Raw genomic sequence first — 26202 nt, 5'->3', positions numbered from 1 at the left:
CAGCCGGGCAACCTCGGGGGACGGCCCTCGCCGTCGACCCCGCCTGCCTCCCGCCGCGTGCGGCCGACCCCGACCGATTACTTGCCGAACGCCTTGCCCGACTTGCGGCGGACCTGCTCGCCCTCGTAGCGGATGCCCTTGCCCTTGTAGGGCTCGGGCGGCCGGACGCGGCGGACCCGGGCGGCGAACTCGCCGACGGCCTGCTTGTCGGCCCCGGTGACCTGGATGTGGGTGGCGTCGGGGACGGTGACGGTCACCCCCTCGGGCGCCTGCACCTGCACCTGGTTGGCGTAGCCGACCTGGAGGTTGACCGTGTTGGGCCCCTTGAGCTGGGCCTGGTAGCCGACGCCGACGATCTCCAGGCGCTTGGAGTAGCCCTCGGTGACGCCCTTGATCATGTTGTTGATCAGGGTTCGGGTCAGGCCGTGGAGGGCCTTGCTGGTGCGCTCGTCGTCGGGCCGCTCGACGAGGATCTGCTTGGCGTCGGCGTCGTGGCGGACCCGCATCTCCTCGCGGAAGGTGAAGGAGAGCGAGCCCTTGGGCCCCTCGACCTTGATGGTGGTGTCGGCCAGGGAGATCTTCACGGCGTCGGGCACGGGGATCGGCAGGCGACCGATTCGGGACATGGGACTGGGCTCCGGGCAAGGCGGTGGTCGGGTGGGGTAGCTCGGCTCGGCGGGTCCGGCCGGTCTCAGTAGACCAGGGCCAGCACCTCGCCGCCGACCTTCTCGGCCCGGGCTCGGCGGTCGCTGACGATGCCCTTGGGGGTGCTGAGGACGTGGATGCCCATGCCGCCCTGCACCGGCTTCAGCTCCCGGTAGCCGCTGTAGATGCGGCGCCCGGGCTTGCTGACGCGGTCGATCTTCGAGATGACCTTTTCGCCGTTGGGGCCGTACTTCAGGTTCAAGCGGAGGGTGCGGGCCGGGACGGTGTCGATCTCCTCGAAGTCCCAGATGTACCCCTCCTCCTTGAGGGCCTGGGCGATGCCGCGCTTCTCGTTGGAGTGCGGCATGTCGACGAACGGCTTCTCGATCCGCACGGCGTTGCGGATCCGGGTCAGCATGTCGGCGATCGGGTCGGTCATCATGGCGGGGTCGGCCTTTCTGCCGCCTCGGGTAACGCGGTCGATCCGCCGGGGGGGGTCTCGGGCGGCCGAGCGGTCGGCGAGGCGGGGGTCTTGAACGATCTATCGGGGAAATCGGGCGAGGGACCGGGGTCGGGTCGACTCAGCCGGCCCGCTGCGAGCCGGGCTTGCGGTAGGGCATGCCGAAGGCCCGGAGCAGTTCGCGGGCCTGGTCGTCGTTGCGGGTGGTGGTGACGATGGTGATGTCCATCCCCAGCGTGTGAGTGATCTTGTCGGCCTCGATCTCGGGGAAGACCACCTGCTCGGACAGGCCGAGGGTGTAGTTGCCGTTGCCGTCGAAGCTGTTGGGGTTGACCCCCCGGAAGTCGCGGATGCGGGGCAGCACCAGGTTGATCAGCCGGTCGAGGAACTCATACATCTTCATGCCGCGGAGGGTGACCTTGCAGCCGATCTCGTTCCCCTCGCGGAGGCGGAAGCCGGCGATCGAGGTCTTGGCCTTGGTGATCACCGGCTTCTGGCCGGCGACGCGCCCCATGGTGTCGACGGCGGTGTCGAGGATCGTCTTGTCCTGCGTGGCGCGACCGACGCCCATGTTCAGGACGACCTTCTCGATCTTGGGCACCGCCATGACGTTGGTGATCCCGTACTTCTTGGCGAGCTCGGGGCCGATGGTCTTCTGGTATTCTTCGAACAGGCGGGCCATGTCTGGCGGTCCTCTGGCCGACGGCGCGGGCCCGGGTGGCGGTGCCCGTATGCCGGCGGGGGCGGTGGGGTGGGTCGGACGTCCGATGGGAGGCGGGCAGGGCCCGGGGCCTGCCCTCGTCGACGGCGGGGCGGGCCGATCCGATCAGCCCTGCGTCTTCGCCCGGGTGGGCTTGGGGGGGCCGAGGGTGCCGAGGCCGGAGTCGCAACGCTTGCAGTGCCGCTCCTTCTGGCCGTTGTCGAGGATGCGGCGGCCGACCCGGGCCGGGCCATTGCAGGTCGGGCAGAAGAGCATGACGTTGGAGACGTCGACCGGCATCTCCTTGGAGAGGCGGCCGCCCTGGGGGTTGCGCTGATTGGGCTTGACGTGCTTGTAGACGAGGTTGACCCCCTCGACGACGACCTTGCCCCGCTCGGGCAGGACCTTGAGCACCTTGGCCCGGGTGCCCTTGTCGTCTCCGGTGATGACGACGACCTCGTCGTTGCTGCGGACCTTCATGAGTCTCTCTCCGGCCGCGATGGGCCGTGCCTGCGGATGGGGCCGAGGTCGTCGGCCGGTCGGTTCGGGGTCGGTTCGGGTCGGGGGGTCAGACCACCTCGGACGCCAGGCTGATGATCTTCATGAACTGCTTCTCGCGCAGCTCCCGGGCGATGGCGCCGAAGATCCGGGTGCCGCGGGGCTCGTTCTCCTTGGAGATCAGCACGCAGGCGTTCTTGTCGAAGCGGACGTAGGAGCCGTCGGCGCGTCGGGTCTTGAAGCGGGTGCGGACGACGACGCAGCGGACCACCTCGCCGGCCTTCACGTCGGCGCCGGGGGCGGCCTTCTTCACGCTGCCGATGAACACGTCTCCCACGCCGGCGGTCCGCCTCTTGTAGCGGGAGGCGCTGCCGCCGAGGACCTTGAAGCACATGACTTCCTTGGCCCCGGAGTTGTCGGCCACATCGAGCCGGGTCTGCATCTGGATCATCGTCGAGAACCCCAGTCACGGTCGCGGCCGCGGTCCCCAGCGATCGCCGGCGGCCAACGAATCTCCGAAGGATGAGCGATGGTTCATTTCACGAATCGAGCGTCGTCGGGGGGCCATTGCCGGGCCGGGAGGCCCCCTGTCATTCGGCGGCCGGGCCCGGGGCCGGCGGCTCCTGGGCCCCGGCGGCGGCCCGGGCGTCGGCCTCCTCGTGGGCGGGGGCCTTGCGGAGGATCCGGACCAGCCGCCAACGCTTCTGCTTCGAGAGCGGCCGGCTCTCCATGATCTCGACCAGGTCGCCGACCCGGGTATCGTTCTGCTCGTCGTGGACGTAGCAGATCGTCCGGCGCTTCTGGTACTTGCCGTACTTCGGATGCGGGACGAGGCGGGAGACCTCGACCCGTCGGGTCTTGTCCATCTTGTCGGAGGTGACCGTCCCGATCTCGACCTTGCGACGGCCTCGGGGCCGCGGCGTGGGCGAGGTCTCGGCCGGGTTGGTCGGCGTCGGCTGGCTCATCGTCGATTACTTGCTTCTACGGAGGTCGGGGATGAGTGGGTCCGGGACGGTCGATCGGGGCGCTCAGGAGCCGGCGGCCTGCGCCTCCGCCCGGAGCTCGCGCTGCCGCTGGATGGTCTTGATCCGGGCGATCTCGCGCTTGGCCTTGAGCATCTCGCTGGGGGCCTCCAGGCGCTCGGTGGAGCTCTGCAACCGGAGGCGGAAGAGCTGCTCCTGGGTCTCCTTGAGCAGCAGGGCGAGCTGCTCGTCGTCCTTCTCGTGGAGTTCGGCGGGCTTGGTCATCGCTGGGGTCCTGGTCCGTGCGCCGGGCCGGCGGGGCTCGGTCGATCGATCAGAGGGTTGGCCGGCGGGTGACGAACCGGCAGGTCACGGGCAACTTGTAGGCGACGCGGGCGAAGGCGGCCCGGGCGCGGGCCTCGGGGATCCCGGCGACCTCGAAGAGGACCGTGCCGGGCTTGACGATCGCCGCCCAGTAGTCCACCTCGCCCTTACCCTTGCCCATCCGGGTCTCGGCCGGGATCGAGGTGATGCTCTTGTGCGGGAAGACCCGGATGTAGACCTTGCCCCCGCCGACCCGGACGGCCCGGGAGAGGACCATCCGGCTGGCCTCGATCACCTCGGCGCTGACCCGGCCGGGCACCAGGGACTGGAGGCCGTACTCCCCGAACGCGACGTAATTGCCCCGGGTCGCGTTACCTTTTACGCGACCTTTTTGGCTTTTTCGATACTTGACCCGCTTGGGCATCATGGCCATCGGACTCGGCCTCCATCTTCAGATAGTCGCCCTGGTGGACCCAAACCTTGACGCCGATGTGGCCCTGATTCGTCCGGGCCTCGGCGAAGCCGTAATCGATCTTGGCCCGGAGCGTCGAGAGCGGGATCGAGCCGCGGGCGGCCTTCTCGGTGCGGGACATCTCGGCCCCGCCCAAGCGCCCGGAGAGGCGGATCTTCACCCCCTTGGCCCCGGCGTCCATGGTGTTGTCCAGCGTCCGCTTCATGGTGCGGCGGAAGCTGGCCCGCTTGCCCAGCTGCTCGGCGACGTCCTCGGCCACCAGCTGGGCGTCGATCTCGGGGCGGTTGACCTCGACGATCTTGATCTCGATCCGGCGGCCGGTCAGGACCTGCAGCTCCTCCTGGAGCTTCTCGACCTCGGCGCCCTTGCGGCCGATGATCACGCCGGGCCGGGCGGTGTGCAGCAGCACGACCACCGCGTCCCTGGTGCGCTCGATCTCGATCTTGGGGATGCCCGCGTAGCTGTACTTCTTCTTGATGTACCTGCGGACCTTGAAATCCTCGACCAGCAGGTCCTTGAACTCGGCCTTGCCGGCGTACCAGCGGCTCCGCCAGTCTTCCATCACGCCGATGCGGAAGCCGGTCGGGTTGATCTTCTGTCCCATGGGTCGGTCCGATCCTCGCTCAAGATGGCCGGGTGTTCGGTTCGCTCGCGGTTACTCGCCGTCGTCCTCGGCCATCCGGCGGGCGGCCTCGGGGCCGGCCAGTGCCGTCTCGAGGTCGGCCAGGCCGATGGTGATGTGGCAGCTCCGGCGCCGGATCAGGTGGGCCATGCCCCGGGCCCGGGGCATGAGCCGCTTGAACATGGCGGCGCCGTCGCCCCGGGCGTCGGCGACGATCAGGTCGCCGGGGTTGCGGACCCCCTGGTCCTCGGCATTGGCCATGGCGCTCTTGAGCACCTTCTCGGTGTACCGGGCCCCGCGGTGGGGCAGGTACTTGAGGATCTGCATCGCCTCGTCGGCGTACTTTCCTCGGATCAGGTCGAGGATCTTGCGGACCTTCAGCACCGACATCCGGGCGAACCGGTGCGACGCCTTGTAGGGGTAGGGGCTCTGGGTCTTCATCGTCTTCGCATCCCGTAGGGCCGGGGGGGCCGGCCATCGTCTCATCGAGTTCGACTGGCGGCCGGCGACGCCGGCCCTACGCTTCGATCAACCGCGTGAATCGGGGTCCGCCCGGGTCGGGGCTCAACGCTTGCCCTTCGACTTGCCGCCGTGGCCCCGGAAGATCCGGGTCGGCGAGAACTCGCCGAACTTGTGGCCGACCATGTCCTCGGTCACGTAGACCTTGGTGAAGATCTTGCCGTTGTGGACCTCGAAGTTCTTGCCGACGAATTCCGGCACGATGGTGCAGGCACGCGACCAGGTGCGGATCGGCCCCCGGGCGCCGCTGGTCTCGGCCTTCTCGACCTTCTCCAGCAGCCGCTCGTCGACGTAGGGGCCCTTCTTGAGCGATCGTCCCATGGCCTTTGTTTCTCGCTCCTCGGAAGTAGGCGGTAGGCGGCGAAGGGGGCGGGGGCCCGGGGTCTCGATCGTCGCGGATCCGACCCGCCGACCGCCTGCCGCCGACCCCGGACACTCAGACCTTCAGCTGACCGTATCGGACGCTCTTGCGGCGGCGGATGATCGACGAGTTCGACGGCTTGCGGCGCTTGCGGGTCTTGCCACCCTTGGCCGAGAGCCCCTGCGGCGAGCACGGGTGGCGGCCGCCGGAGGTGCGCCCCTCGCCGCCGCCCATCGGGTGGTCGTGCGGGTTCATCGCGGTCCCCCGGACGTGGGGCCGGCGGCCGAGCCATCGGCGTCGCCCGGCCTTGCCGAAGACGACGTTCATGTGGTCGGAGTTGCCGACCGGGCCGATCGTCGCCCGGCACATGACCGGCACGCGGCGGACCTCGCCGGAGGGGAGCGTCAACTGGGCCCAGGTGCTCTCCCGGGCGGTCAGGGTGGCGCTGGTGCCGGCGGACCGGCACATCTTCGCCCCGCCCCCCGGCTGCATCTCGACGTTGTGCACGACCATGCCGGTCGGGATCCGCGCCAGGGGCAGGCAGTTGCCCAGCTTCGGCTCGGCGTCGGGGCCGGTCACCACCGTCATGCCGGCGGCCAGGCCCTCGGGGGCGATGATGTAGCGCTTGGTGCCGTCCTCGTACTGGATCAGGGCGATCCGGGCCGAGCGGTTGGGATCATACTCGATGTGCGTGACCTGGGCGGGCTGGCCGTCCCGGTCGTTGCGCTTCCAGTCGATGATCCGGTAGCGCCGCTTGTGGCCGCCGCCGCGGTGGCGGACGGTGATCACGCCGTGGTGGTTCCGGCCGCCGGTCTTGTGCAGCGGCACGGTCAAGCTCTTCTCGGGCTTCTTGTTCTTGTCGGTCAGCTCCGAGAAGTCGCTGACCGAGGCGTTGCGCCGACCGGGGCTGGTCGGCTTGTAGATGCGGATGCCCATGACTGCCTCTTCCCTTGGCCCGCCGACGACCCGGCGGGATGACCCGTTCCGATGAATGATGGCCGATGACCGAATCCGATGGCCGCCCGATCCGGGGCCCGTCGCCACCGGCCGCCGATCATCAGAAGAAGTCGATCCGGTAGTCGTCCTTCAGCTTGACGATGGCCTTCTTCCAGTTCTTGGTGCGGCCGACCTTCAGGCGGTAGCGGCGGGCGACGGACTTGCGGTTCTGGGTCCGCACGTCGTCCACCTTGACGTCGAAGAGGGCCTCGACGGCCTGCTTGATCTCGGTCTTGGTGGCCATCTGGTTGACTTCGAACGTGTAGGCGTTGTGCCGCTCGGCGACCTGGGTGGCCTTCTCGGTGATCAGGGGCCGCAGGATCACCTGATAGGGCTCCAGCTTCGGCCCGGGCCGCTGATACTGCGGGGCGCGGCGGAGGGTAACCATGACCTAGGGACCTCGGGGGCGTTCGGCGAGACGACTGACTCGAATGAACTTGTGAGGATCCGTCCCGGCCCGCGATCAGCCGGCGGCGGCGGCCTCGACCTCGGGGCGGCGGCGGACCTTCTCCTTGACGCGCTCCTTCAGGGACCCGAGGGCCTCGGGGGTGAGGACCAGGTAGCGCTGGCGGAGCACGTCGTAGGTGTTGAATTCGGCGACCGGGGCGACCATCACGCCGGGGATGTTGCGGGCGCCTCGGTAGACGGCGTGGTCGAACTCGGCGGTGCCGATGAGCAGCTTGCGGCCGTCGAGGGTCCGGCGGAGGGCGTCCCGCTTGGTCTCGCCCTCGACCGGCTGGGCCTCGGCGGGCAGGTCCGGCCGGCGGATCGAGCGGAGGATGCGGACGACGTCCTTGGTCTTCGGCGTAGCCCCCAGGTCCAGGCCCTGGAGCACGAAGGCCTGGCCGTCCTGGAACTTGGAGAGGATGGCCATGCGGATGGCCAGCCGGATGGCCTTCTTGGGCAGCCGGTACGAGTAGTCCCGGTTGCGCCGGGCGAAGGCGACGCCGCCGCCGACGCGCTTGTTGGTCCGCTTGGAGCCCATCCGGGCGTTGCCGGTGCCCTTCTGGCGGTACATCTTCCGGGTCGACCCGGCGACGTCGGAGCGGCCCCGGGTGTTCACCGTGCCGACCCGGCGGTTGGCCAGGTGCATCACGACGACGTCGTGGAGCAGCTGCTTGTTGATCGAGCCGCCGAAGTCGGCCGGATCGATGGACTCCTCGCCCACCTGCTCGCCGGACGTGTTGTAGACGGGGATGGTCAGCATCGTCTTTGATCCATGCAGGCGGCCGCCCGGGCGGCCGAGCCGGGGCCGGGCCGACCGGGTCGGGCCCGGTGGGGTGGGCCCCCGGGCCTCGTGTTCCGGATCCGATTCCGTTATACCGAGGGTGAGCGTTTGCGATCGCCGAGGGCCGAATCGCCCGGGGGGCAGCGTGCCGGGGGGCATCGGCGTCCGGCCCGGCCGGGGCGACGGGGCCTCATCGGCGAGCAGATCGGCGGGGGCCGTCTCGATCCGTCGCGGGGACGCGTCGATCAGACGGCGTTGGTCTGGCGGACGATGACGAAGCCGCCGTTATGGCCGGGCACGGCGCCCCGGACCAGCAGCAGGTTGTTCTCGGGGTCGACCCGGACGACCTTCAGGTTCCGCACCGTGATCCGGGCGTTGCCGTGCTGGCCGGGCTTCTTGACCCCCTTGAACACGCGGGCCGGGTCGGCCGAGGGGCCGGACGAGCCGGGATGCCGGTGCATCCGCTGGACGCCGTGGGTGGCCCGCAAGCCGCGGAACCCGTGCCGCTTGACGACACCGGTGTAGCCCCGGCCCTTGCTGGTGCCGATCACGTCGACGCTGGGGATCTCGGCGAAGACGTCGACCCCCAGGGTCGTGCCCTCGGCGACCTCCACCGGGCCCTCCTGCCGGATCTCGCGGACGAACCGCTTGGGCTCGGCGTCGACCTTCTTGGCGTGGCCGCGCTCGGCCTGTGAGGCGTTCTTCCGCTTCTTGTCCGAGAAGCCGAGCTGCAGGGCATGATACCCGTCTCGCTCGGCGGTCCGGACCTGCAGCACCATGCAGGGGCCACATTCGAGGACGGTCACGGGGACGACGGTGCCGTCCTCCTGGAAAATCTGGGTCATCCCGACCTTGCGACCCAGCAACCCGACGTTCATCTCTGGACTGCTCCGTCTCGGATACCAGTGGATCGAGGCCCGCTCGCGACGCCCCCGGCCCCCCTCGGCCGACGGCTCCGGACAACACGCGAACGGGCACGAGTCGCCCTCGGGCAGACCCGTGCCCCCCGTGCTATCGGCCCCTACCACATCGCCCCGGGTCGGATGGGACCGCCCGGGCCGGAACGGCCTCAGGCCGATCCGGGTCGAGTCGAGGGGGCCGCGATCGCGACCAGGCTCAGCCCCCGGCGGGGCCGGCCTTGATCTTGATGTCGACGCCCGCCGGCAAGCTGAGCTTGTTCAGGGCGTCGATGGTCTTGTTGGTCGGCTGCACGATGTCGATCAGACGCTTGTGCGTGCGGATCTCAAACTGCTCCCGCGACTTCTTATCGATGTGCGGGCCGCGGAGGACGGTGTACCGCTCGATGCGCGTCGGCAGCGGGATCGGCCCGTGGACGATCGCCTCGGTCCGCTTCGCGGTCTCGACGATGTCCTTCGCGGACTGGTCCAGGATGGTGTGATCGTACGCTTCCATCCTGATCCGAATGCGTTCGTTGCTCATGCCCGCCACAGGTCGTTATCCCTCACGCGCTTCTGCGAACCGCCGACGCTCGCTCGTCCGGCCGATCGAACAGTGTTGTGCAACTCAACCTCGGGGAAAGTGAGATGCTACCGCGGGGCTCGGGCCGCGTCAATCCGATTGTTCCATTTTTTACGAAGCCCGTCCGGGACAACCCGCATGGGGGCCGCTCAAGTTGGCGGGGTGGGGAAGGCGGCTTGGCCGAGAGATCGTCCACGCCCCGGATCTCGGCCGCACCCCGAGCCCGTCGGGGCGCGGCTCCCGGCGGAATGGGCCGCGGACCGGCTAATTCATTGACAACCGCCCCGAATATCTATGCAATGAAACACGGCCCGCGACCTCGCAACCGCGACTCGCCGGCGTCGCTCTCCCCCTCCCGTCGTGCTCCCCGAAGTCCCGGACATTACGGGGTTGCCCCGACCCGGATCCCGATTCTCTAGCCCCCGTGCGACGCGATTGGAGCGGCGAAGGCCGCCGCTCCCGCCCACCCGCCGACGGACCGTGGTGTGGTCCGAGGCCTCGCCTGCCCGCGCGACGTGCCCTGCGCCGGGCGACCGGGCCCCGTCGACGGTCCTCCGGGGGCCGACCAGGACGAGGGTGAGTGACACCGAGGGTCGCCCGACCGTGCCGACGCGGTCGGTTGCCGGCCGGCATCACGAAGAACCCCTGTGCAGAGAGATCAGGCCATGAGAAATCGACACGGACGGATCACCCGGACCCGATCGGCCTCGACCGGCCGGCGGCCGGCGTTGGAGCGGTTGGAGGAGCGTCGCCTGCTGAGCGTGGCCCAGGGCGGCGGGCCGCAGTTCGAGCCGGGACGGGTGCTGGTGCAGTTCGAGCCGGGAGTCGGTGAGGCGATGCGAGATCAGCTGCTCGGTCGATTCGACGCGGGGCGGGAGCGGTCGGTCGGCAGCCCCGGCAGGGCGGCCGAGGGGCGGGGGGCCCTGGAACTGGTGTCGCTGCCGCCGGGCCTGTCGGTGGCGAGGGCGGTCGGGGCGTTCGAGGCCAGCCCGATCGTCTCCTTCGCCGAGCCGAACTGGATCTACTCGACTCAGGCCACCTCCAGCGACCCGTACTACACCGGCGGTTCGCTCTGGGGCATGTACGGCGACGGCACGAGCCCTGCCAACCCGTACGGCAGCCAGGCCGGCGAGGCGTGGGCTTCCGGGTTCACTGGCTCGGCGGGCGTCTACGTCGGCGTCATCGACACGGGGCTCCAACCCACCCATCCGGACCTCGACGCCAACGTCTGGACCAACCCCGAGGACCCGGCCGACGGCGTCGACAACGACGGGAACGGGTACGTCGACGACATCCACGGCTGGAACTTCGCCGCCGACACCAACACGATCTACGAGAAGTGGGACGAGCACGGCACGCACGTCGCCGGGACGATCGGGGCGGAGGGGACCGACGCCTCGGAGGGCACCGGCCAGGGGGTCGTGGGCGTCAACTGGGACGTCACCCTCATCTCCGCCAAGTTCCTCACCGGCCCTCGGGGGACCGGCAACACGGCCGACGCCATTGAGGCGGTCGATTACTTCATCGACCTGAAGGCCCGGCACGGCCTGAACATCGTCGCCTTGAACAATTCTTGGGGCGGTGGCGGCTACTCGCAGGGCCTCTTCGACGCGATCGGCCGGGCCGACTCGGCCGGCATCCTGTTCGTCGCCGCCGCCGGCAACAACGGCGCGAACACCGACGCCTCGGCGTATTACCCGGCGGGCTACAACCTGCCCAACATCATCTCCGTCGCCGCGCTGGACCGGAACGGTAACTTGGCCGGCTACTCCAACTCCGGCGCGAACTCGGTCGACCTCGCCGCCCCCGGCTCGGCCATCTACTCGACGGTGCCGGGCGGCTACGCGTCGTACGATGGCACCTCGATGGCGACGCCGCACGTCACCGGGGCGGCGGCCCTCTACGCCTCGAAGGCGTTGGCTGCCACCGGCTTGATGCCCCCGGCCGCCCGGATCAAGGAGGCGATCCTCGGCGGCGCGATCCCGACCCCCTCGCTCACCGGCAAGACGCTGACGGGCGGCCGGCTGGACGTGCCCGGGGCCCTGGACTTCGACGCGACGCCGACTTCCCCCCCCACCGCGCCGGCCGGCCTGACGACGACGATCCTCTCGCCGAGCGAGATCGCCCTGAACTGGGCCGACAGCGCCAATGAGACCAGCTACCTGATCGAGTGGTCGAATGGCCCGGATTCGGGCTCGGACGCCGTGGAGGCCGGCGTCACGACGTATCGGGTCGACGAGCTGGCCTCCTCGACGCAATATGCCTTCCAGGTCATCGCCTTGAGCTCAGCCTTCCCCGACGACCCGGCCCCCAGCCAGATCGTTTACGCCGCACCGGCCGAGGCGATCTCGGCGCTGCCATACCTCGACGACTTCCAGGACGGCGGTCAGGACGACGACCAGACGATCGCCCCGACCCCCTGGGCCTTCACGGGGGGCGAGTGGACCGGCACGGGGGGCGTCCTGACCCAGGCCTCCACGCAAGGGTTCCTGAACCGCACCGGGAATCCCATCGAGCGCAAGGCGATGGCGGTCGGGCTCGAGGAGCGGCCCTCGGAGGTCCGGGCCAAGGTCAAGCTGACCGACTGGGTGCACGGCGAGTTCGCCCGGGTCGGGGTCGGCCTGCGGACCGACCCGCTGAGCGGCTACGGCTACAACCTGCTCGTCACCGGACGCTATGGCGAGCAGAAGTCCCTGGAATTCCTGAACGACTACGTGGCCTGGAGCGGCGACATCAGCGCATCGTCCCGCCAGGCGATCACGATGAACGAGGATCAGTGGTACTGGTTCCGGATGAGGGAGGCCGACGGGGTCCTCTATGGCAAGGTCTGGGCCGACGGCTCGACCGAGCCGACCGGCTGGACGATCACCTTCGATGCCGCCGCCGCCGGCTGGAACCGATCCGGGAACGCCGCCTCGGTCAACGGCGGCCTCTACGGGGAGTTCACGGCCATCGGCCAGCCGCTCTCGTATTCCTCGGCCGTGTTCGACGACGTCCTGATCGACGACCGGGCGCCGACGGTCTCGATCGCGAGCCCGTCGAACGGGGCCACCGTCTCCGGCACGGTCGCCGTGACGGCCGTCGCCGGGGACGACAACGGCGTCGGCCGGGTCGAGTTCTTCGTAGACGGCATCTCCCACGGGGTCGACGCCGACGGCTCGGACGGCTGGTCCGACTCCTGGGACACGACCGCCTTCGACGACGGCTCGTATGTCGTCTCCGCCACGGCCACCGACACCACGGGCAAGACGGCCACCGCGTCCGCCTCCGTGACGGTCAACAACAGCGTCGTCGGCGCGACGTCGATGAGCGTGGCGGACCTGTCGGGGGTCGCCGTCATCAAGGGCCGGAGCGGCAAGTGGGAGGCGATCGCCACGGTGACCGTCCGGGACAACCTGGGCAACCCCGTGGCCAACGCCTCGGTGTCGGGGATCTGGGCGGAGCTGAATCGCGGGGGCTCCGGGGTCACCGGGAGCGACGGCACCGTGGCGATCAGCAGCGGCGACATCAACGGCCGGTCGTCCGTCACCTTCAGCGTCACCGGCCTCAACCACGCCAGCCTCTCCTACGACGCGGGAGGCAATCTGGAGACCAGCATCGTCATCAACAGGGACGGGAGCACCTCGGCCCTCGGCGGGCAGGGCGGCGGCATGGCCGCGTCGGCCGTCGGGCTGGCGGCCCTGGACGCCCAGCTCGCGGCGACCTACGGGCGTTCGCCGATCGACTCGATCGCCCTTGATCACCTGTCCCCGATCCGGAGGCGGGGGGTGGGATTGATCGACCATGTCAGGGCCGGTTGATCGGCCGCCGATCCGGACGCCCGGCCCCCCTTCGGGTCGGCCGGGCGCCCGCCGGCTACCTGACGCCGCCGATCAGTCGTCGCCGAGGTCGGCGGGAATCCCTTCGAGGGTGCGGAAGTCTTCGATCCGGTGGAAGGTCATGAAATTGGCGTCGTGCTGGTTGTGGGCGCCGCCGAGGCCGTCATCGAAGGCGGTGCGGACGACGGCGATCAGGTCGTCCCCCTCGAAGAGCCAGTCGACGTACTGGAAGCCGTGATTCTCCGCGTCGGGGTGGTGGAGGACGACGGCCCGGACCTCCCAGTCCCTCAGGTCGGTCGAGGCGAGCAGCGCCAGGGTGTTCCGGGTCCGGCCGGGCTGGCCGGTGTCGAACTTCGGGGGGACCCAGTTGGCGAGCGACCAGTAGCATTCGGTCCGGGGGTCGTAGCGGATCGTGAATTTCTTGGCGCCGCCGGGGAGGCGGATGAAGTCGGCCTCGGGGTCGAAGGTGGCGGCGTTGCCGTCCTCTGAGATGCGGACGATGGCGGCATGGCCGGGCTCGGGCTTCGTGTCGACCCGGAGGACGTCGACGATTTCCCCCTCGGGGGTGACGACCGCGTTGCCTTCGAGCCAGCCGCCGCACATGCCGTCGAGCCAGGAGGGGTCGGAGCCCAGCGGGTTGCTGACGGTCCAGCTGTCGGCCCGGAGCAGGTCGGACTCGATGGGGGCGGACATCATGAAGGCCCGGAAGTGCTCCCCCCAGCCGCCGGGCCCCTCGGCGTCCTCCATCGCCCTCCAGATGCGGCCGGCGCGCTCGACGACCGGCACCGGGGCACAGTGGAACTTCTTGCCGGGCAGGATCAGGCCGGTGGCGGAGTCGACCGGGGTGCTCCAGGTCAGGCCCCGGTCGAGGGAGCGGCGGATGACCGCCTCGCCGTACTCGCGGTTGGTGCCCATCAGGTAGAGGGCCCCGCGGTGGAAGAACAGGGTGGACCACCACTGGCCCTTGATCGCGGCAAGCCGGACCCAGGACGAGCCCCGGTCGTTCGAGGCGAAGACGACGGTCGTGTCCCGGGTGCTCCCCGGGCCGAACAGGTCGTGCGAGGCGACGTAGGTCCCGTCCGGCAGGGCGGCGATGCTGGGGGAGCCGATGTACTGCCGGGTCGACGCCGGGCTGTGGTCGATCACCACGCCGGGGGCCAGCGAGAGGTCGGGCTTCGGCACCTCCTGCTGCGGGGCGGGGGCGGGGAGGGCAAGCAGCAGGGGCAGAAGCGCACCAAGGGGCATCATCTCGGGGATCCTCCGGGGGTCGGATCAGGAGCCGGCGGGGCTGGGGCTCGGGCTCGGGCTCGGGCTCGGGTCCGGGTCATCCTCGAACAGCCGGGCGATCGGCAGCCGGAAGCCGGGCAGGACGGCGCCGCCGTCCAGGTCGGCCGGCGGGGTGAGGATGCGGACGTCGACCGGCGACGAATAGGCGTAGACCTGCCGGGTCTCCTGGTAGATGACCCAGACGGCGATGGTGCCGGCCTGGAAGTAGTCGGCGATCTTGCGGTTGAGGTGGGCGGCCTGGTCGCTCGGGCTGACGATCTCGACGGCGAGGTCGGGCACGACCTGCCAGGAAGAGGCCTTCGGCGCCCGCTTGCCGGCGGGCAAGCGCGCCGCCGAGACGAAGGCCACGGCGGGCTGCCGGCGGATCTCTCGGCCGACGTCGATCCGGAAGAGGACCCCGACGAAGGCCCGCCCGAGCCTCCTCGGCCTGGCGTGCTCGTTCATCGAATAAGCGATCAGATTTGCGATGTCCGCCTCGAAGCTCCCCATCGGTGGCACTTCGACGACCACGCCGTCCACGACCTCGTAGAACCCGTCCCCGGTCGGCGGGACGATCGGGTCACGCTCCTCGGGGATCACCCCCGGGCGGATGTCGTCCGGCGGCTCGATCGTCGACTCGGTTCGGGTCGCGGTGGCCATCGTCGGTCGTCCTCCGCAGGGATTGAATGAAGGCGTCCGGAGCCGGGATCGCTCAGTACGAGTCGTCCTCCCCGGTGAACTTGCGGAGCATCGCCTCGGGGGCGGGGGCGTAGTCGAGGGGCTCCATGCTGTAGCTGGCCCGGCCCTGGCTGAGGCTCCGGACGTCGGTGGAGTAGCCGAACATCTGCTCCAGCGGGGCCCGGGCGTCGACCACCCAGAGCTTGCCGCGCTGGTACGTGCGGTCGATCAGGGCCCGACGGCTGGACAGGTCGCCGGTGACGTTGCCGAGGAAGTCCTCGGGGGTGACGACCTCGACCTTCATGATCGGCTCCAGCAGGACGGCCCCGGCCTTCTCCAGCGCCTTGTTCAGGGCGTCGGTGGCGGCGAAGCCGAAGGCGAGCTCGTTGCTGTCGACCTCGTGCGTCTCGCCGTCGGTGAGCGTGACCTTCAGGTCGACGAGCGGGTAGCCGGTGATGCCGCCGGACTTGGCGTCCTCGCGGATCGAGGCCTCGACGGCGCGGGCGAATTCCTGGGGCACGTCGCCCGGCTTGGCCTTGTTGACGAACCGGAGGACCGGGGCCCCCTTGGGCTGGGCCTCGGGCTCCAGGTCGATGGTGACCTTGGCGTAGAGGCCCGAGCCCCCGGTCTGGCGGATGCACTGGCCCTGGACGCCCTTGACGGCCTTCTGGATCGTCTCCCGGTAGCTGACCCGGGGCTTGCCGACGCGGACCTGGAGCTTCAGGTCGCGGAGCATCTTGTTCTTGATGATCTCCAGGTGCAGCTCGCCCATGCCGGAGATGAGCGTCTCTCCCGTCTCCTCGTTGAACTTGTAGGTGAAGGTCGGGTCCTCCCGGCCGAGCGAGGAGAGGGCCTCGGCCAGCTTGTTCTTGTCGGCCCCGCTGACCGGCTCGATCGACATGCTGATGACCGTCTCGGGGAACTCGATCCGCTCCAGGAGGATCGGGTGCGACTGGTCGCAGAGCGTGTCGCCGGTGACCGACTCCTTCAGGCCGACCACGCCGACGATGTCGCCGGCCAGGGCCTGGTCGATCTGCTCCCGGTCGTCGGCCCGGATGTGGTAGAGCCGGGAGCAGTTCTCCTTCTTGTTCTTGCCCGGGTTGAGCGGCCGGGTGTTCGCCTTCAGGGCGCCGGAGTAGACGCGGACGAACGAGAGATCCCCGTGCTGGTCGTGGGTGATCTTGAAGACGAGGCCGGAGAAGGGGGCCTTGGGGTCGGGGGGGCGTTCCATCTCCTCGCCGCTCTTGGGGTGCTCCCCCTTGACCGGGGGGACCTCCAGCGGGCTGGGCAGGTAGGAGACGACGGCGTCGAGCAGGCGCTGGACGCCCACGTACTTGAAGCTCGACCCGCAGAGCACCGGCTGGGCCTTGCCCGTGAGGGTGGCCCTCCGGAGGGCGGCCCGGATCATCGCGGGGGTCAGTTCCTCGCCTTCGAGGGCCATCATGTACTGCTCGGCGAAGGCCTCGTCGAACTCGCTGAGCTGGTCGAGCATGACCTCCCGCCAGCGGTCGAACGGGCCCCGGAGTTCGTCGGGGATGTCGGCCTCGGTGATGGACGAGCCGAGGTCCTCGGTCTTGTAGTAGAGGGCCTTCTGCTCGACCAGGTCGATCAGGCCGGTGAACTCGCCGATCGACCCCTCGGGCCCGGCGCCGATGGGGATCATCGCCGGGATCGGGTGGCCGCCCAGCCGCTGCTTGATCTCCTCGAAGACGCGCTCGAACTCGGCCCCGATGCGGTCCATCTTGTTGATGAAGCAGATCCGGGGGACGTGGTACTTGTCGGCCTGCCGCCAGACGGTCTCGCTCTGGGCCTCGACCCCCTCGACGGCGGAGAAGACGACGACGGCCCCGTCCAGCACCCGGAGCGAGCGCTCGACCTCGGCGGTGAAGTCGACGTGGCCGGGGGTGTCGATGATGTTCACGGTGATCGGGTTGCCGTCCAGGTCCTTCCACTTGCAGGAGATGGCGGCGGCGACGATGGTGATGCCGCGCTCGCGCTCCTCCTGGAGGTAGTCGGTGGTGGTGCTCCCCTTGTCGACGTCGCCCATCCGGTGGATCTCACCGGTGTAATACAGGATGCGCTCGGTCGTCGTCGTCTTGCCGGCGTCGATGTGGGCGACGATGCCGATGTTTCGGATCGAGGCCAGGGGACTCGGTTGTCCGTCGCTATCCATGATTGGGCCGTCCTTCGGGGGCGATGCGAGGCGGTGTGATCGGCAAATCGGATCCGGGCCGGGGAGGGGGGGTGAGTCGGCCGGCCGGGGGGCAGGGGGGGCCGTCCGGCCCCCGACCCGTCGCGGCTCGACGCCCCTCGACGCGATCCGATCGCCCGTCGGCGCTTCGAGAAGCCCTAAATTATACGAATGCCCCCCCCGACGCCCAGGGGACGCATCCGGGGGCTCCCCGCCGGCCTACAATCGACCGGCGAGACGGGGGGCCGGCCGGGGCAAGCCTCGGGAGACGCCCCCCGAGTCCCGGGGAGGTCGATCCCACATGCCGCCGAGCCTCTGCCCCTGCTGTGCCTGGAAGCGAGACGTCGTGACCGGCCGGGGCTCGCGGTTCCTGCTCTGCCGACGCTCCTCGACCGACCGGGATTTCCCCAAGTACCCGATGCAACCGGTCCGCTCGTGTCCCGGCTTCGAGCCCCCCACCCTTGATCGGCCCGGCCCCGATCCCGTCGGCGAGCGGGACGATCCGGAATCGTAGGCCGTCGCCCCCGCAGGGGGTGGCGGCGGTCAGGGCCCGGTGACGGTGTCGGGGGCCGGGGGCAGGACGAAGCTCAGGTGGTGGGCGCAGTGGATGCGATGGAACCGGAGCCATTGCTCCCGGTCCATCGCGCCGAGCATCGGATGCTCGGGGAAGGGGCCGGGGGCGTCGAGGAATCGGGAGACGGCGTCCCGGAGGGCCGAGGCCGCGGCGAGGGGGTCGGCCTCGGGGGGGCCGGGGTGGAGGGCCAGGGAGGGCATCTCGACCCCCTCGGGGAAGGTCTCCGAGCGGAAGAGGAGGCGTCGGTAGGTCGCCTGGGCCCTCGTGCCCCCCGACGGCGTCGCCCCGGGGCTCGGCTGCGGTCCCGGCCCCGGTCCCGAGGGGGCCTCGGCCGTCAGCCGGAGCGCGGCGGCCAGGTGGGAGCAGATCTGCGCCAGGCTCCAGCCGCCGACGGTCCGGTGGCCGAGCAGGAGGCGGTCGACCTCGCCCGGCACGTCGTCGAGCCGATCGAAGCGGAGCGGGCGACGGTCGGGCATCGGTCCTCCTCCTCGCGGCTCTCGATCGTCGTGGCCAGCGTGACCGGCCGGGGGCCGACCGTCAAGGGGATCGGCCCGAAGGAGCCGGGCCCGATCGTCCCCCGATACCTCCCTGGGAGCCTTGCTCGTGGACTGGACCGCCGCCGGACCGCCCAGCAGGCCGACGACCGGGGGATGGTCGAGGCGGTGTCCCGGAGGCTGCAGGTCGGCACGTCGAGCGAGGTCGCTGCGTCCACGCGTCGAACGACGCGGCCGGCGCGGTCAACCCGCCCTTCGTCGTCGCCCTGGCGGTCGACCGGGGGATGGAAATTCCCGATGCCGGGGCGATCGAGGGGGCCGGGTGCCGCTCTGGATCCTGGCCCTCGGCGGCGTCGGGATCGCCGCGGGGGCGGCATCGCTGGACCATCGGGTCACCCGGACGCGCTCGGAGCGGGTCGCCCGGATCGACAGCTCCAGGGGATTCCGCGTCGACTCCGACGCCGCCAGCGGCGTGGTCCTCGCCTCCTCGCTCGGCCTGCGGGCCGGCACCACCCACGCGGCCACCGGGGGGATCGTCGGCTCGGGGCTCCGTGAGCGGGGCGAGGTCGACTGAAGGTTCTCGGCCGGATCCTGCTGGCCCGGGCCGTCACCGTGCCCGCCCCCTCGGCGATCTCCGCCCTGCTGTACGGGGCCGGCGGCCGGGCCTCCGGCCTCGGCCCCGGCGGCGGCTGACCGAGTGGGGTTGCGCCTTGGCGCGGGAATCGCGTGAAAGTCGCCCTTCATCGGGCTGGACATCCTCCGGGCCCGGGATCCAGGGCGTCCCGGAGGGGCCGATCGATCCATCCGGGCCCGGGGGCCGAGGAGGGGCGATGCCGTCACGAGACATCATCACGATCGGGGCATCGGCCGGCGGGGTCGAGGCCTTGTCGACGCTCGTCGGCGGACTGCCGGCCGGGCTGCCTGCGGCGGTCTTCGTCGTGCTGCATACCTCGCCGCACGCGGCGAGCCGCCTACCGACGCTGCTCTCGATGAAGGGCCCGCTGCCCGCCGAGCACGCCGAGCACGGCGGGCCGATCCGGCCGGGCCGGATCGTCGTCGCACCCCCGGATCGCCACCTGATCATCCGGCCGGAATCCGTCGAGCTGTCCCGGGGCCCGAAGGAGAACCGGACGAGGCCGGCGATCGACCCGACTTTCCGGTCGGCGGCCCGGTCCTTCGGCGGCCGGGTGGTCGGCGTGGTCCTCTCCGGGACGCTGGGGGACGGCACCGCCGGCCTGATGGCGATCAAGGCCCGGGGCGGCACGGCGATCGTCCAGGATCCGACCGAGGCCCTCTTCGGCGACATGCCGAGGTCGGCCATCGAGCACGTCGGGCCCCACCATGTCCTGGGGGTCGGCGACATGCCGCGCCTGCTCACGCAATTGGCACGAGAGCCGGACCCCGACTTCCCGGGAGGGTCATCGATGGCCGACGACTTCGAGCACGACCCGGAGACGGTCCGGCGCGACCTGGAGGCCCAGGCCCGCGACTCCAGGCGAGACGAGCCCACCACCTATTCCTGCCCCGAATGCGGCGGTACCCTCTGGCAGTTCGGCGAGGGGGCCGTCGCCCAGTTCCGCTGCCACGTTGGGCACGTCTACTCGCCGGAGAGCTTCCTGGTCGACCTGACCGACGAGCTGGAGGCCGCCCTCTGGCGATGCGTCCGGATGCTGACGGAGAAGGCCACCATCTCCCGCCAGCTCGCCGCCGACGCCCGTTCCCGAGGCAAGGCCGACCAGGCCGCCCGCTTCGAGGAGCAGCTCGACCAGGACGAGGCCCAGATCCGCCAGATCCGCCAGTCGCTGCTCGAGGCCGCCCCCGCCCGGGCACCCCTGTCGGCCTCCGGCAACTGAGGCGGGAGGGCCGCGTCCGTCTCCAAGGACCGAGACCCTTGCCGGATGGGAGATGATCGAGGTCCGATGACGGATGGCCGATGCTCGGGGCGTCGCTCGGCCCTCGGCCCTACGTCGGCAAAGGACGCTCGCCCCGACCGGCCGGGTTGCCAGAGGGACGACGGGGTACCCGGATCAGCCGCGGCGGACGTGGAGCAGTTGCTGGAGGCGGTCGAGGTCGATGGGCTTGACGGCGTGGTCGTCGAAGCCGGCCTCACGGCAGCGGCGGAGGTCTTCCTCCTGGCCGTAGCCGGAGAGGGCCACGAGCGTCAGCCCGGCGGTCGGGGGGCCGTCCCGGAGCCGCCGGGCGACCTGGTAGCCGTCCAGGCCGGGGAGGCCCAGGTCCAGCAGGACGAGGTCCGGCCCGAACTCGGCGACGGCCGCCAGGGCCGAGGGGCCGTCGGGGGCGGTGCGGATGTCATGGCCGAGGCGATGGAGCAGGACCTCCATCGTGCGGAGCGCATCGGGGCTGTCGTCGACGATCAGGATCCGCCGGGGGGGCGTCGGCTCGCCGTCCTCCTCGACGCGGGGGCCCTCGACGGCGTCGGCGGCCTCCGGCAGCCGGACGACGAACTCGCTGCCGAGCCCGGGGCCCTCGCTGAAGCCCTGGATCGAGCCGCCATGCAGCTCGACCAGCGTCTTGACCAGCGTCAGGCCGATCCCCAGGCCCCCGAGCGAGCGGTCGAGCGATTTGTCGGCCTGCATGAACAGCTCGAACACCTCGCCGAGCTGATCCGGATCGATGCCGATGCCGTTGTCCTTCACCCGGACGACCGCCTCCCCCTCCCCCCGGTCGATCGTCAGGGAGATCTTCCCCGCCTCGGGGGTGTACTTGGCCGCATTGTGCAGCAGGTTGGTCAGGATTTGCTCGACCCGGACCGGGTCGGCGAACATCGGGATCGGTTGTTCCGGGATCGAGACGGTCAGCTCGTGCCGGCGGGACCGGACGAACGACCGGACGTTCTCGACCACCTGCCGGGCGACCCGGCCCAGGTCGATCCGCTCGGTGCGAAGCTGGATCGAGCCCCGCATCACCCGGGAGACGTCCAGCAGGTCGTCGATCAGCCGGGCCATGTGCCGGACCTGCCGCTCCATGATCTGCGTGGCCCACTCCAGGTCGCCCGGCGAGGCCCCGGGCGAGCGGAGCACGAGCAGGGCGTTGAGCACCGGGGAGAGGGGGTTGCGCAGCTCGTGGGCGAGCATCGCCAGGAACTCGTCCTTCTTGCGGTTGGCCTGCTCGGCCTCGATCCGGGCGGACAGCTCCCGCATGAGCATCCGGTCGCGCTCGGCCTCGCGCTTGCGGTCGGTGATGTCGTCCATCGCCAGCAGGATCATCGGCGTGCCGGCCCCCTTCCAGTCGATCAGCCCGCCGCCGTACTGGAAGGTGCGGTGGCCGATGATGGGGAAGTCGGCCGTCAGCTCCCGGCCCTTCACCGGGCGGCCCTCGGCCAGGACCGGCCGCAGGGCCTCGGTCAGCTCGGGGTCGGCCCAGGCGCCCCCCAGCTTGGCCATCGGCCGGCCGACGACCTCCCCCGACGACAGCCGGAAGGTCCGGCAGAAGGCCTGGTTCACCCGCCGGACCACCAGGCCCTCGTCGAGCACCAGCAGCGGCTGCCGGACCGACTCGACGATCGCCTCGGCGTAATCCAGCGCCCGGCGGACCTTGAGGGTCGACCGCTTGATCTCGTCGATGTCGACGATCGCCAGCACCGCGCCGTCGATCTTGTTCTCGACGGTGATGTACGGCCTCAGCCGGAACGAGTACCAGCGGCCCTCCCGGTCCTGGACCTCCAGATCCCTCGGGGCCAGCGAGCTGATGACCTCGGCCAGGTGCCTCCCCAGGTCGGGCACCTCGACGTTCGGACGGATGTGGTCGATCGGCCGGCCGATGTCGTGGCCCATCAAATTCAGGACCTTCTCGGCCGGCGTCGTGAAGCGGCGGATCTTCAGGTCCCGGCTGACCATGACGATGGCGATGTTCACGCTGCCGAAGAGGTTGACCAGGTCGTCGTTGATCCGGGCCAGCTCGGCGTTGCGGTGGTTCAGCTCGTCGTTGACCGTCTGCAGCTCCTCGTTGGTGCTCTGCATCTCCTCCTTGGCGGTCTGGAGTTCCTCGTTGGTGCTCTGCAACTCCTCGTTGCTGGAGAGGATCTCCTCGTTGGCCGACTTCAGCTCCTCGGTCGTCGCCTCGTTCTCCTCGACGACCGCCTGGAGGTACTCCCGGGTCGCGTCCAGCTCCCGTCGCAGGGCGATGACCTGGAGGCGGGCCTCCTCCACGGCCAGGCCCCCGGTCTCGGCCTCGGTCTGCGGTGAAAGCTGATGTGAGCTGGAGAGCCGGGCGGGGAGCCTGGGGTGCTCCTCGAAGAGGACCAGGAAGAAGCGCCCCTTGATCCCCTCCTGGCGGAGCGGCACGACGATGATCTCGATCGGGAAGGCCCGGCCGTCCCGCTCCAGCCGGACGGCCGGGCGGCGGACCGAGGCGTCTTCGACGCGTGCCTGGCCGATCGCCACCCGGAGCTCGACCAATAGCCCCTCCCGGGCCATCTTCAGCAGCCCCAGGTTCGGCGAGCCGGGGGCCTGGGCGAGGTAGGGGTCGGTCCGGCCCCGGAACTGGAGGATGTGCAGGTCCTCGTCGACGAGCACGCCGGGCGGGGAGAACCGGGCGAGCACGGCGCGGTCGGCCTCGCGCTGCACGTCGAGCAGCACCGGGTCGGGGGCCGGATACAGGGGGATCCGGCGGCGGGGCTGGCCCTCCTCGTCCGGCGGCTCCATCCGCTCGAAGAGCGGGTGGGGTCGGGCGACCGTGGCCTTGCGGGAGAAGATCTTGTGCTCGGGGCTCACCGGGGCGAACAGCTCGCCGAAGCCGCCGATCGTCTCCGAGGGGCCGAGCATCAGGTAGCCGTCGGGCTTCAAGCCGTAATGGAACAGCGGCAGGATCCGCTTCTGGGCCGCCAGGTCGAGGTAGATCAGCAGGTTCCGGCAGCTGACCACGTCCAGCCGGGCGAACGGCGGGTCCCGGGTCACGTCGTGCCGGGAGAAGACGCAGAGATCCCGGATGGCCTTGGAGATCTGGAACGAGCCGTCGGTCCGGATGAAGTGCCGCCGCAGCAGATCCGGCGCAATGTCCATCGCGACGTTCTCGACGTAGGAGCCGGCCCGGGCGATCTCCAGGGCCCGGTCGTTGACGTCGGTGGCCAGGATCTTGATCGGGGTGGCGTGGGCCCGGTCGCCCAGCGCCTCCAGCAGGGTGATGGCCAGCGAGTAGACCTCCTCGCCGGTCGAGCAGCCGGCCACCCAGATCCGGATCGGCGCCTCGGGGGCCCGGTCCTGCAGGAGTTGGGGGAAGATGTCGCGCCGGAGCGACTCGAAGACCTCCGGGTCTCGGAAGAAGCTGGTGACCCGGATCAGGAAGTCCTGATAGAGGGCCGTCAGCTCGTTCTCGTCCGCCTGGAGCGACCAGAGGTACTCCTCGGTCCGGTCGACCCGCCTGAGGGCCATCCGACGCCGGACGCGGCGGAGGATGGTGCTGCGCTTGTACCGGGAGAAGTCGACGCCGGTCGACGCCCGCATCAGGCCGAAGATCCGGCCCAACTCCGCCTCCCCAAGGTCTCCGCCGGGCTCCGGGGCCTTCTCCCCCGGGTCGCCGCCGTTCATGTAGGAGGAGCGGCCGATCCGGGCCAGTTCGTCGGCGATCCCCTCCGGGGGCAGGACCTCGTCGACCGCCCCCGAGGCGATGGCGCTGCGGGGCATGGCGTCGTGGGTGGCCGTCTCGGTGTCCTGCACGAAGGTGATGCCGTCGGCGTCCTTGATCGACCGCAGCCCGAGCGTGCCGTCGGTGCCGCCCCCGGTGAGGATCACGCCCACGGCCCGGCTGCCCACGTCCTGGGCGAGGCTCCGCATCATGTAGTCGATCGGCATGAATGGCCGCTTGTCATGCGGCCGGGGAGTGAGCCGGAGCTTCCCCCAGACGACTTCCAGCGTCATGTTCGGCGGGTTGACGTGGACGCGATTCGGCGTGATCGGCATCCCGTCAACGGCCCAGACCACCGGCATCTTCGAAACGGTGGCCAGGATGTCGGGCAGGTTGCTCTCGGCGTGCGGGTCGAGGTGCTGCACCAGGACGATCGCCATGCCGGGATCCGCCGGGATCCTCGACAGCAGCCGCCGGAAGGCCTCCAGCCCCCCGGCCGAGGCGCCGATGCCCACCACCGGGAACGGCGCCCGTGTCTCCCCCGGCTCCCCCGGTGCTCTCGGATCATCTCCGGTCGCCGGCTCGAGCGGTTCTTCGGGTTCGACGGGGCTCATGGGGGTGGCCAATCCAGCGGGGGGCCCACGGTCGACGAGAGACGTCCCCCGCCGAGGGCCCCGAGGGGTCAATCCCGTCCCGCCGCCTGGATAAAGGCCGTGTCGGGAGGGAGTTCACGAATCCACGGGCGATCATTTGAGCTGTATTACGAGCGGGACGGTTCATCTTGTACGAGGGAGTCCCCGCCGTCAACGATCGACCGTGACCGATTCGCCGGATTGAATACGCACACGGCATGCCGGGGGCCGCGCGGCCGGCCGGGTCAGGTGCCCAGCGACCGCTCGACGGCCGCCAGCACGTCCCCCACCGTCTCGAAGCCGGCCAGCAGGCTCTGACGCTGTTCGTCCGCCAGCCAGCAGCGGACCTTCTTCTCGGCCGAGATGACCGTCGAGTGGTTCCGTCCCCCGAAGTACCGGCCGATCTCGCTGTAGGCCGCCCCGGTGTGCTTGCGGGCCAGGTACATGGCCAGCATCCGGGGGTGGGTCACCGCCCGGGCCCGGCTGTCGGACTTGAGCCCCTCGGCGGGCAGGTCGAACAGCGTCGAGACGGCCCGCTCGATGTCCTTCAGGGCGATGGCCTGCGCCGTGTGCCGGATCGTGTCCCGCAGCGCCGAACGGGCCAGGTCTAGGTCCAGCCGCTTGCCGGTCAGCCCCGCGTGGGCCAGGACGCTGTGCAACGCCCCCTCCAGCTCCCGGACGCTCGCCCGCAGGTGGTCGGCGATATAGGCCGCCACCGCGTCGGGCAGGTCGACCCCCCGGGACGCGGCCTTGGCCTTGAGGATGGCCCGGCGGGTGGTCGGGTCGGGCGCCTCCAGCTTCACGACCATCCCGCCGAGCAGCCGGGTGGCCAGCTCGTCGGTCAGCTTGGGGATCAGCCGGGGGTGCTGGTCGCTCGCCAGCACCACCGCCGCACCGGAGGAGACGAGGGCGTCGAAGGCGTGCTGGAACTCGTCCTGGGTGGCCCGCTTGGCGGCGAGGAAATGCACATCATCCAGGATGAGCACGTCGGCGGATCGGGAACGGCTCCGGAAGGCGTTCAGGGTGCCGCTGCGCATCGATTCGAGGAAGCCGTTGGTGAACGCCTCGGCCGTCTGGTGCACGACCCGGGCGCCGGGGTGCCGCCGGGAGACGGCCTGGGCCACCCCTTCCAGCAGGTGGGTCTTGCCCAGGCCGACGCCGCCGTGCACGACCAGCGGGTTGAACGTCGCCCCCACCGCCTCGGCCATCTCCCCGCAGGCGGCCAGCGCCAGCCGGGTGCCGGGGCCGGCGACAAACTCCTCGAGCCGCCGCAGCGGCCGCCCCCGGCGAGACCTCGGCCGGTCGACCGGGGGGCCGGGCGACGGCGACGGGGACGGCCATCCGCCCGGGCTCGACGGCAAGGCGATCGGCACGGTCGGCCCCCGGCGACGGTCGTCGGGCGGCGGCCCCTCGGGGGAAGGCGAGACCTCGTCGACCCCCGGCTCCAGCTCGTCGGCCACCTCGAAGGCCAGCTCCAGGCGACGGCCGGACACCGCCTCCCCCACCGAGGCCAGCTCCCCGGCGTATTTCCCCTTGATCCAGTCCCGGAAGAACCGGTTCGGCACGCCGACGGTCAGCGCGTCGCCGTCGACGCCCAGTCGGACGCCGTCGCCGAACCAGAGCCCGAACCGCGACTCGCCGACCCGCTCGGCCACCGCGGCCCGGAGCGCCGACTCCATCTCGAACCGACGATCCGTCAT

At 70.5% G+C, this 26202-nt stretch carries 26 protein-coding genes; 4 read left to right on the top strand and 22 right to left on the bottom strand.

Annotation, left to right across the window (positions count from 1 at the left end; genetic code table 11):
- Positions 1–77: 77 nt before the first annotated feature.
- From rplF to rpsJ, 16 genes are all read right to left on the bottom strand, one after another.
- Positions 78–626 (bottom strand): 50S ribosomal protein L6, encoded by a 549-nt coding sequence (gene rplF, locus ElP_RS00130; RefSeq protein WP_145266094.1) that lies wholly within the window; start codon positions 624–626, stop codon positions 78–80.
- A 65-nt stretch (positions 627–691) separates the two neighbouring features.
- Entirely contained in the window at positions 692–1087 is a 396-nt protein-coding gene (gene rpsH / locus ElP_RS00125) for a 30S ribosomal protein S8 (protein ID WP_145266091.1), read from the bottom strand.
- A 139-nt stretch (positions 1088–1226) separates the two neighbouring features.
- Positions 1227–1787, bottom strand: a complete 561-nt coding sequence (gene rplE, locus ElP_RS00120) for a 50S ribosomal protein L5 (protein ID WP_145266089.1) — start codon at positions 1785–1787, stop codon at positions 1227–1229.
- Positions 1788–1931: 144 nt separating this feature from the next.
- On the bottom strand, positions 1932–2285 hold the full coding sequence (gene rplX / locus ElP_RS00115; protein ID WP_145266087.1) for a 50S ribosomal protein L24: 354 nt from the start codon (positions 2283–2285) through the stop codon (positions 1932–1934).
- Between the two features lie 88 nt (positions 2286–2373).
- On the bottom strand, positions 2374–2754 hold the full coding sequence (gene rplN / locus ElP_RS00110) for a 50S ribosomal protein L14 (RefSeq protein ID WP_145266084.1): 381 nt from the start codon (positions 2752–2754) through the stop codon (positions 2374–2376).
- Between the two features lie 139 nt (positions 2755–2893).
- Positions 2894–3268 (bottom strand): 30S ribosomal protein S17, encoded by a 375-nt coding sequence (rpsQ, locus tag ElP_RS39210; protein WP_145266082.1) that lies wholly within the window; start codon positions 3266–3268, stop codon positions 2894–2896.
- 63 nt (positions 3269–3331) lie between these two features.
- Positions 3332–3550 carry a 50S ribosomal protein L29 gene (rpmC, locus tag ElP_RS00100; RefSeq protein WP_145266080.1) on the bottom strand — a complete coding sequence of 73 codons (219 nt, stop codon included), beginning with the start codon at positions 3548–3550 and terminating at the stop codon, positions 3332–3334.
- Between the two features lie 49 nt (positions 3551–3599).
- Positions 3600–4022 carry a 50S ribosomal protein L16 gene (gene rplP, locus ElP_RS00095; protein WP_145266077.1) on the bottom strand — a complete coding sequence of 141 codons (423 nt, stop codon included), beginning with the start codon at positions 4020–4022 and terminating at the stop codon, positions 3600–3602.
- On the bottom strand, positions 3961–4665 hold the full coding sequence (gene rpsC, locus ElP_RS00090; RefSeq protein WP_145266075.1) for a 30S ribosomal protein S3: 705 nt from the start codon (positions 4663–4665) through the stop codon (positions 3961–3963). The genes rplP and rpsC overlap by 62 nt, the downstream gene beginning before the upstream one ends.
- A gap of 51 nt (positions 4666–4716) precedes the next feature.
- Positions 4717–5124 carry a 50S ribosomal protein L22 gene (gene rplV / locus ElP_RS00085; protein ID WP_145266072.1) on the bottom strand — a complete coding sequence of 136 codons (408 nt, stop codon included), beginning with the start codon at positions 5122–5124 and terminating at the stop codon, positions 4717–4719.
- Positions 5125–5247: 123 nt separating this feature from the next.
- Complete coding sequence (gene rpsS, locus ElP_RS00080) at positions 5248–5523, bottom strand: 30S ribosomal protein S19 (protein ID WP_145266069.1); 276 nt, start codon at positions 5521–5523, stop codon at positions 5248–5250.
- A 115-nt stretch (positions 5524–5638) separates the two neighbouring features.
- On the bottom strand, positions 5639–6499 hold the full coding sequence (gene rplB, locus ElP_RS00075) for a 50S ribosomal protein L2 (protein ID WP_145266066.1): 861 nt from the start codon (positions 6497–6499) through the stop codon (positions 5639–5641).
- 121 nt (positions 6500–6620) lie between these two features.
- Complete coding sequence (rplW, locus tag ElP_RS00070) at positions 6621–6947, bottom strand: 50S ribosomal protein L23 (RefSeq protein ID WP_145266063.1); 327 nt, start codon at positions 6945–6947, stop codon at positions 6621–6623.
- A gap of 75 nt (positions 6948–7022) precedes the next feature.
- Positions 7023–7766: a 50S ribosomal protein L4 gene (gene rplD, locus ElP_RS00065; RefSeq protein WP_145266062.1), complete on the bottom strand. Its 744-nt coding sequence runs from the start codon at positions 7764–7766 to the stop codon at positions 7023–7025.
- A gap of 266 nt (positions 7767–8032) precedes the next feature.
- Positions 8033–8665: a 50S ribosomal protein L3 gene (gene rplC, locus ElP_RS00060; protein WP_145266059.1), complete on the bottom strand. Its 633-nt coding sequence runs from the start codon at positions 8663–8665 to the stop codon at positions 8033–8035.
- A 238-nt stretch (positions 8666–8903) separates the two neighbouring features.
- On the bottom strand, positions 8904–9227 hold the full coding sequence (gene rpsJ, locus ElP_RS00055) for a 30S ribosomal protein S10 (protein WP_197446599.1): 324 nt from the start codon (positions 9225–9227) through the stop codon (positions 8904–8906).
- Between the two features lie 704 nt (positions 9228–9931).
- On the opposite strand from rpsJ, the gene ElP_RS37455 reads away from it, so the two are divergent.
- On the top strand, positions 9932–13066 hold the full coding sequence (locus ElP_RS37455) for a S8 family serine peptidase (RefSeq protein ID WP_197446598.1): 3135 nt from the start codon (positions 9932–9934) through the stop codon (positions 13064–13066).
- 72 nt (positions 13067–13138) lie between these two features.
- Here the strand turns inward: ElP_RS37455 and ElP_RS00045 are convergent, their stop codons facing one another.
- Genes ElP_RS00045 through fusA form a run of 3 tightly spaced genes read right to left on the bottom strand, consistent with a single transcriptional unit; the run spans position 13139 to position 17201 of the window.
- Positions 13139–14332, bottom strand: coding sequence for a sialidase family protein (locus ElP_RS00045; protein WP_197446597.1), 1194 nt, complete (start codon positions 14330–14332; stop codon positions 13139–13141).
- Between the two features lie 24 nt (positions 14333–14356).
- The gene (locus tag ElP_RS00040; protein ID WP_145266054.1) at positions 14357–15010 is read right to left on the bottom strand and encodes a Uma2 family endonuclease; all 654 of its coding nucleotides are present in this window, start codon (positions 15008–15010) and stop codon (positions 14357–14359) included.
- A 52-nt stretch (positions 15011–15062) separates the two neighbouring features.
- Positions 15063–17201 (bottom strand): elongation factor G, encoded by a 2139-nt coding sequence (fusA, locus tag ElP_RS00035; RefSeq protein ID WP_145266051.1) that lies wholly within the window; start codon positions 17199–17201, stop codon positions 15063–15065.
- A 319-nt stretch (positions 17202–17520) separates the two neighbouring features.
- On the opposite strand from fusA, the gene ElP_RS00030 reads away from it, so the two are divergent.
- Entirely contained in the window at positions 17521–17733 is a 213-nt protein-coding gene (locus ElP_RS00030) for a hypothetical protein (protein ID WP_145266048.1), read from the top strand.
- A 29-nt stretch (positions 17734–17762) separates the two neighbouring features.
- Here the strand turns inward: ElP_RS00030 and ElP_RS00025 are convergent, their stop codons facing one another.
- Positions 17763–18269 (bottom strand): DUF1569 domain-containing protein, encoded by a 507-nt coding sequence (locus tag ElP_RS00025; protein WP_145266045.1) that lies wholly within the window; start codon positions 18267–18269, stop codon positions 17763–17765.
- 340 nt (positions 18270–18609) lie between these two features.
- Between ElP_RS00025 and ElP_RS37450 the strand changes: the two genes are divergently transcribed.
- Positions 18610–18861 carry an inorganic phosphate transporter gene (locus ElP_RS37450; RefSeq protein WP_197446596.1) on the top strand — a complete coding sequence of 84 codons (252 nt, stop codon included), beginning with the start codon at positions 18610–18612 and terminating at the stop codon, positions 18859–18861.
- Between the two features lie 256 nt (positions 18862–19117).
- Positions 19118–20140, top strand: coding sequence for a chemotaxis protein CheB (locus ElP_RS00015; RefSeq protein ID WP_145266040.1), 1023 nt, complete (start codon positions 19118–19120; stop codon positions 20138–20140).
- A gap of 174 nt (positions 20141–20314) precedes the next feature.
- Here ElP_RS00015 and ElP_RS00010 read toward each other — a convergent pair whose 3' ends face one another.
- A complete protein-coding gene (locus ElP_RS00010) occupies positions 20315–24484 on the bottom strand; it encodes a chemotaxis protein CheB (protein WP_145266037.1) in 4170 nt (1389 codons plus the stop codon).
- A 263-nt stretch (positions 24485–24747) separates the two neighbouring features.
- Positions 24748–26202 carry a chromosomal replication initiator protein DnaA gene (gene dnaA, locus ElP_RS00005; protein ID WP_145266034.1) on the bottom strand — a complete coding sequence of 485 codons (1455 nt, stop codon included), beginning with the start codon at positions 26200–26202 and terminating at the stop codon, positions 24748–24750.

This window comes from Tautonia plasticadhaerens, from assembly GCF_007752535.1.
Lineage (GTDB): Bacteria > Planctomycetota > Planctomycetia > Isosphaerales > Isosphaeraceae > Tautonia > Tautonia plasticadhaerens.
Note: the sequence above shows the minus strand (reverse complement) of the source record. Positions and strands in the feature narration are given on the sequence as shown.

Bases quoted from the DNA above. Each gene is read 5' to 3' on its own strand.
- rplF (WP_145266094.1), bottom strand. From the start codon at position 626: ATGTCCCGAATCGGTCGCCTGCCGATCCCCGTGCCCGACGCCGTGAAG.
- rplC (WP_145266059.1), bottom strand. From the start codon at position 8,665: ATGAACGTCGGGTTGCTGGGTCGCAAGGTCGGGATGACCCAGATTTTC.
- ElP_RS00015 (WP_145266040.1), top strand. From the start codon at position 19,118: ATGCCGTCACGAGACATCATCACGATCGGGGCATCGGCCGGCGGGGTC.
- ElP_RS00030 (WP_145266048.1), top strand. From the start codon at position 17,521: ATGCCGCCGAGCCTCTGCCCCTGCTGTGCCTGGAAGCGAGACGTCGTG.
- rpmC (WP_145266080.1), bottom strand. From the start codon at position 3,550: ATGACCAAGCCCGCCGAACTCCACGAGAAGGACGACGAGCAGCTCGCC.
- rplE (WP_145266089.1), bottom strand. From the start codon at position 1,787: ATGGCCCGCCTGTTCGAAGAATACCAGAAGACCATCGGCCCCGAGCTC.
- ElP_RS00010 (WP_145266037.1), bottom strand. From the start codon at position 24,484: ATGAGCCCCGTCGAACCCGAAGAACCGCTCGAGCCGGCGACCGGAGAT.
- rplD (WP_145266062.1), bottom strand. From the start codon at position 7,766: ATGCTGACCATCCCCGTCTACAACACGTCCGGCGAGCAGGTGGGCGAG.
- ElP_RS00045 (WP_197446597.1), bottom strand. From the start codon at position 14,332: ATGATGCCCCTTGGTGCGCTTCTGCCCCTGCTGCTTGCCCTCCCCGCC.
- rpsC (WP_145266075.1), bottom strand. From the start codon at position 4,665: ATGGGACAGAAGATCAACCCGACCGGCTTCCGCATCGGCGTGATGGAA.
- rpsQ (WP_145266082.1), bottom strand. From the start codon at position 3,268: ATGAGCCAGCCGACGCCGACCAACCCGGCCGAGACCTCGCCCACGCCG.
- rplN (WP_145266084.1), bottom strand. From the start codon at position 2,754: ATGATCCAGATGCAGACCCGGCTCGATGTGGCCGACAACTCCGGGGCC.
- ElP_RS00040 (WP_145266054.1), bottom strand. From the start codon at position 15,010: ATGGCCACCGCGACCCGAACCGAGTCGACGATCGAGCCGCCGGACGAC.
- ElP_RS37455 (WP_197446598.1), top strand. From the start codon at position 9,932: ATGAGAAATCGACACGGACGGATCACCCGGACCCGATCGGCCTCGACC.
- rplV (WP_145266072.1), bottom strand. From the start codon at position 5,124: ATGAAGACCCAGAGCCCCTACCCCTACAAGGCGTCGCACCGGTTCGCC.
- dnaA (WP_145266034.1), bottom strand. From the start codon at position 26,202: ATGACGGATCGTCGGTTCGAGATGGAGTCGGCGCTCCGGGCCGCGGTG.
- rplX (WP_145266087.1), bottom strand. From the start codon at position 2,285: ATGAAGGTCCGCAGCAACGACGAGGTCGTCGTCATCACCGGAGACGAC.
- rpsS (WP_145266069.1), bottom strand. From the start codon at position 5,523: ATGGGACGATCGCTCAAGAAGGGCCCCTACGTCGACGAGCGGCTGCTG.
- rplP (WP_145266077.1), bottom strand. From the start codon at position 4,022: ATGGCCATGATGCCCAAGCGGGTCAAGTATCGAAAAAGCCAAAAAGGT.
- rplW (WP_145266063.1), bottom strand. From the start codon at position 6,947: ATGGTTACCCTCCGCCGCGCCCCGCAGTATCAGCGGCCCGGGCCGAAG.
- rplB (WP_145266066.1), bottom strand. From the start codon at position 6,499: ATGGGCATCCGCATCTACAAGCCGACCAGCCCCGGTCGGCGCAACGCC.
- rpsJ (WP_197446599.1), bottom strand. From the start codon at position 9,227: ATGAGCAACGAACGCATTCGGATCAGGATGGAAGCGTACGATCACACC.
- fusA (WP_145266051.1), bottom strand. From the start codon at position 17,201: ATGGATAGCGACGGACAACCGAGTCCCCTGGCCTCGATCCGAAACATC.
- rpsH (WP_145266091.1), bottom strand. From the start codon at position 1,087: ATGATGACCGACCCGATCGCCGACATGCTGACCCGGATCCGCAACGCC.
- ElP_RS00025 (WP_145266045.1), bottom strand. From the start codon at position 18,269: ATGCCCGACCGTCGCCCGCTCCGCTTCGATCGGCTCGACGACGTGCCG.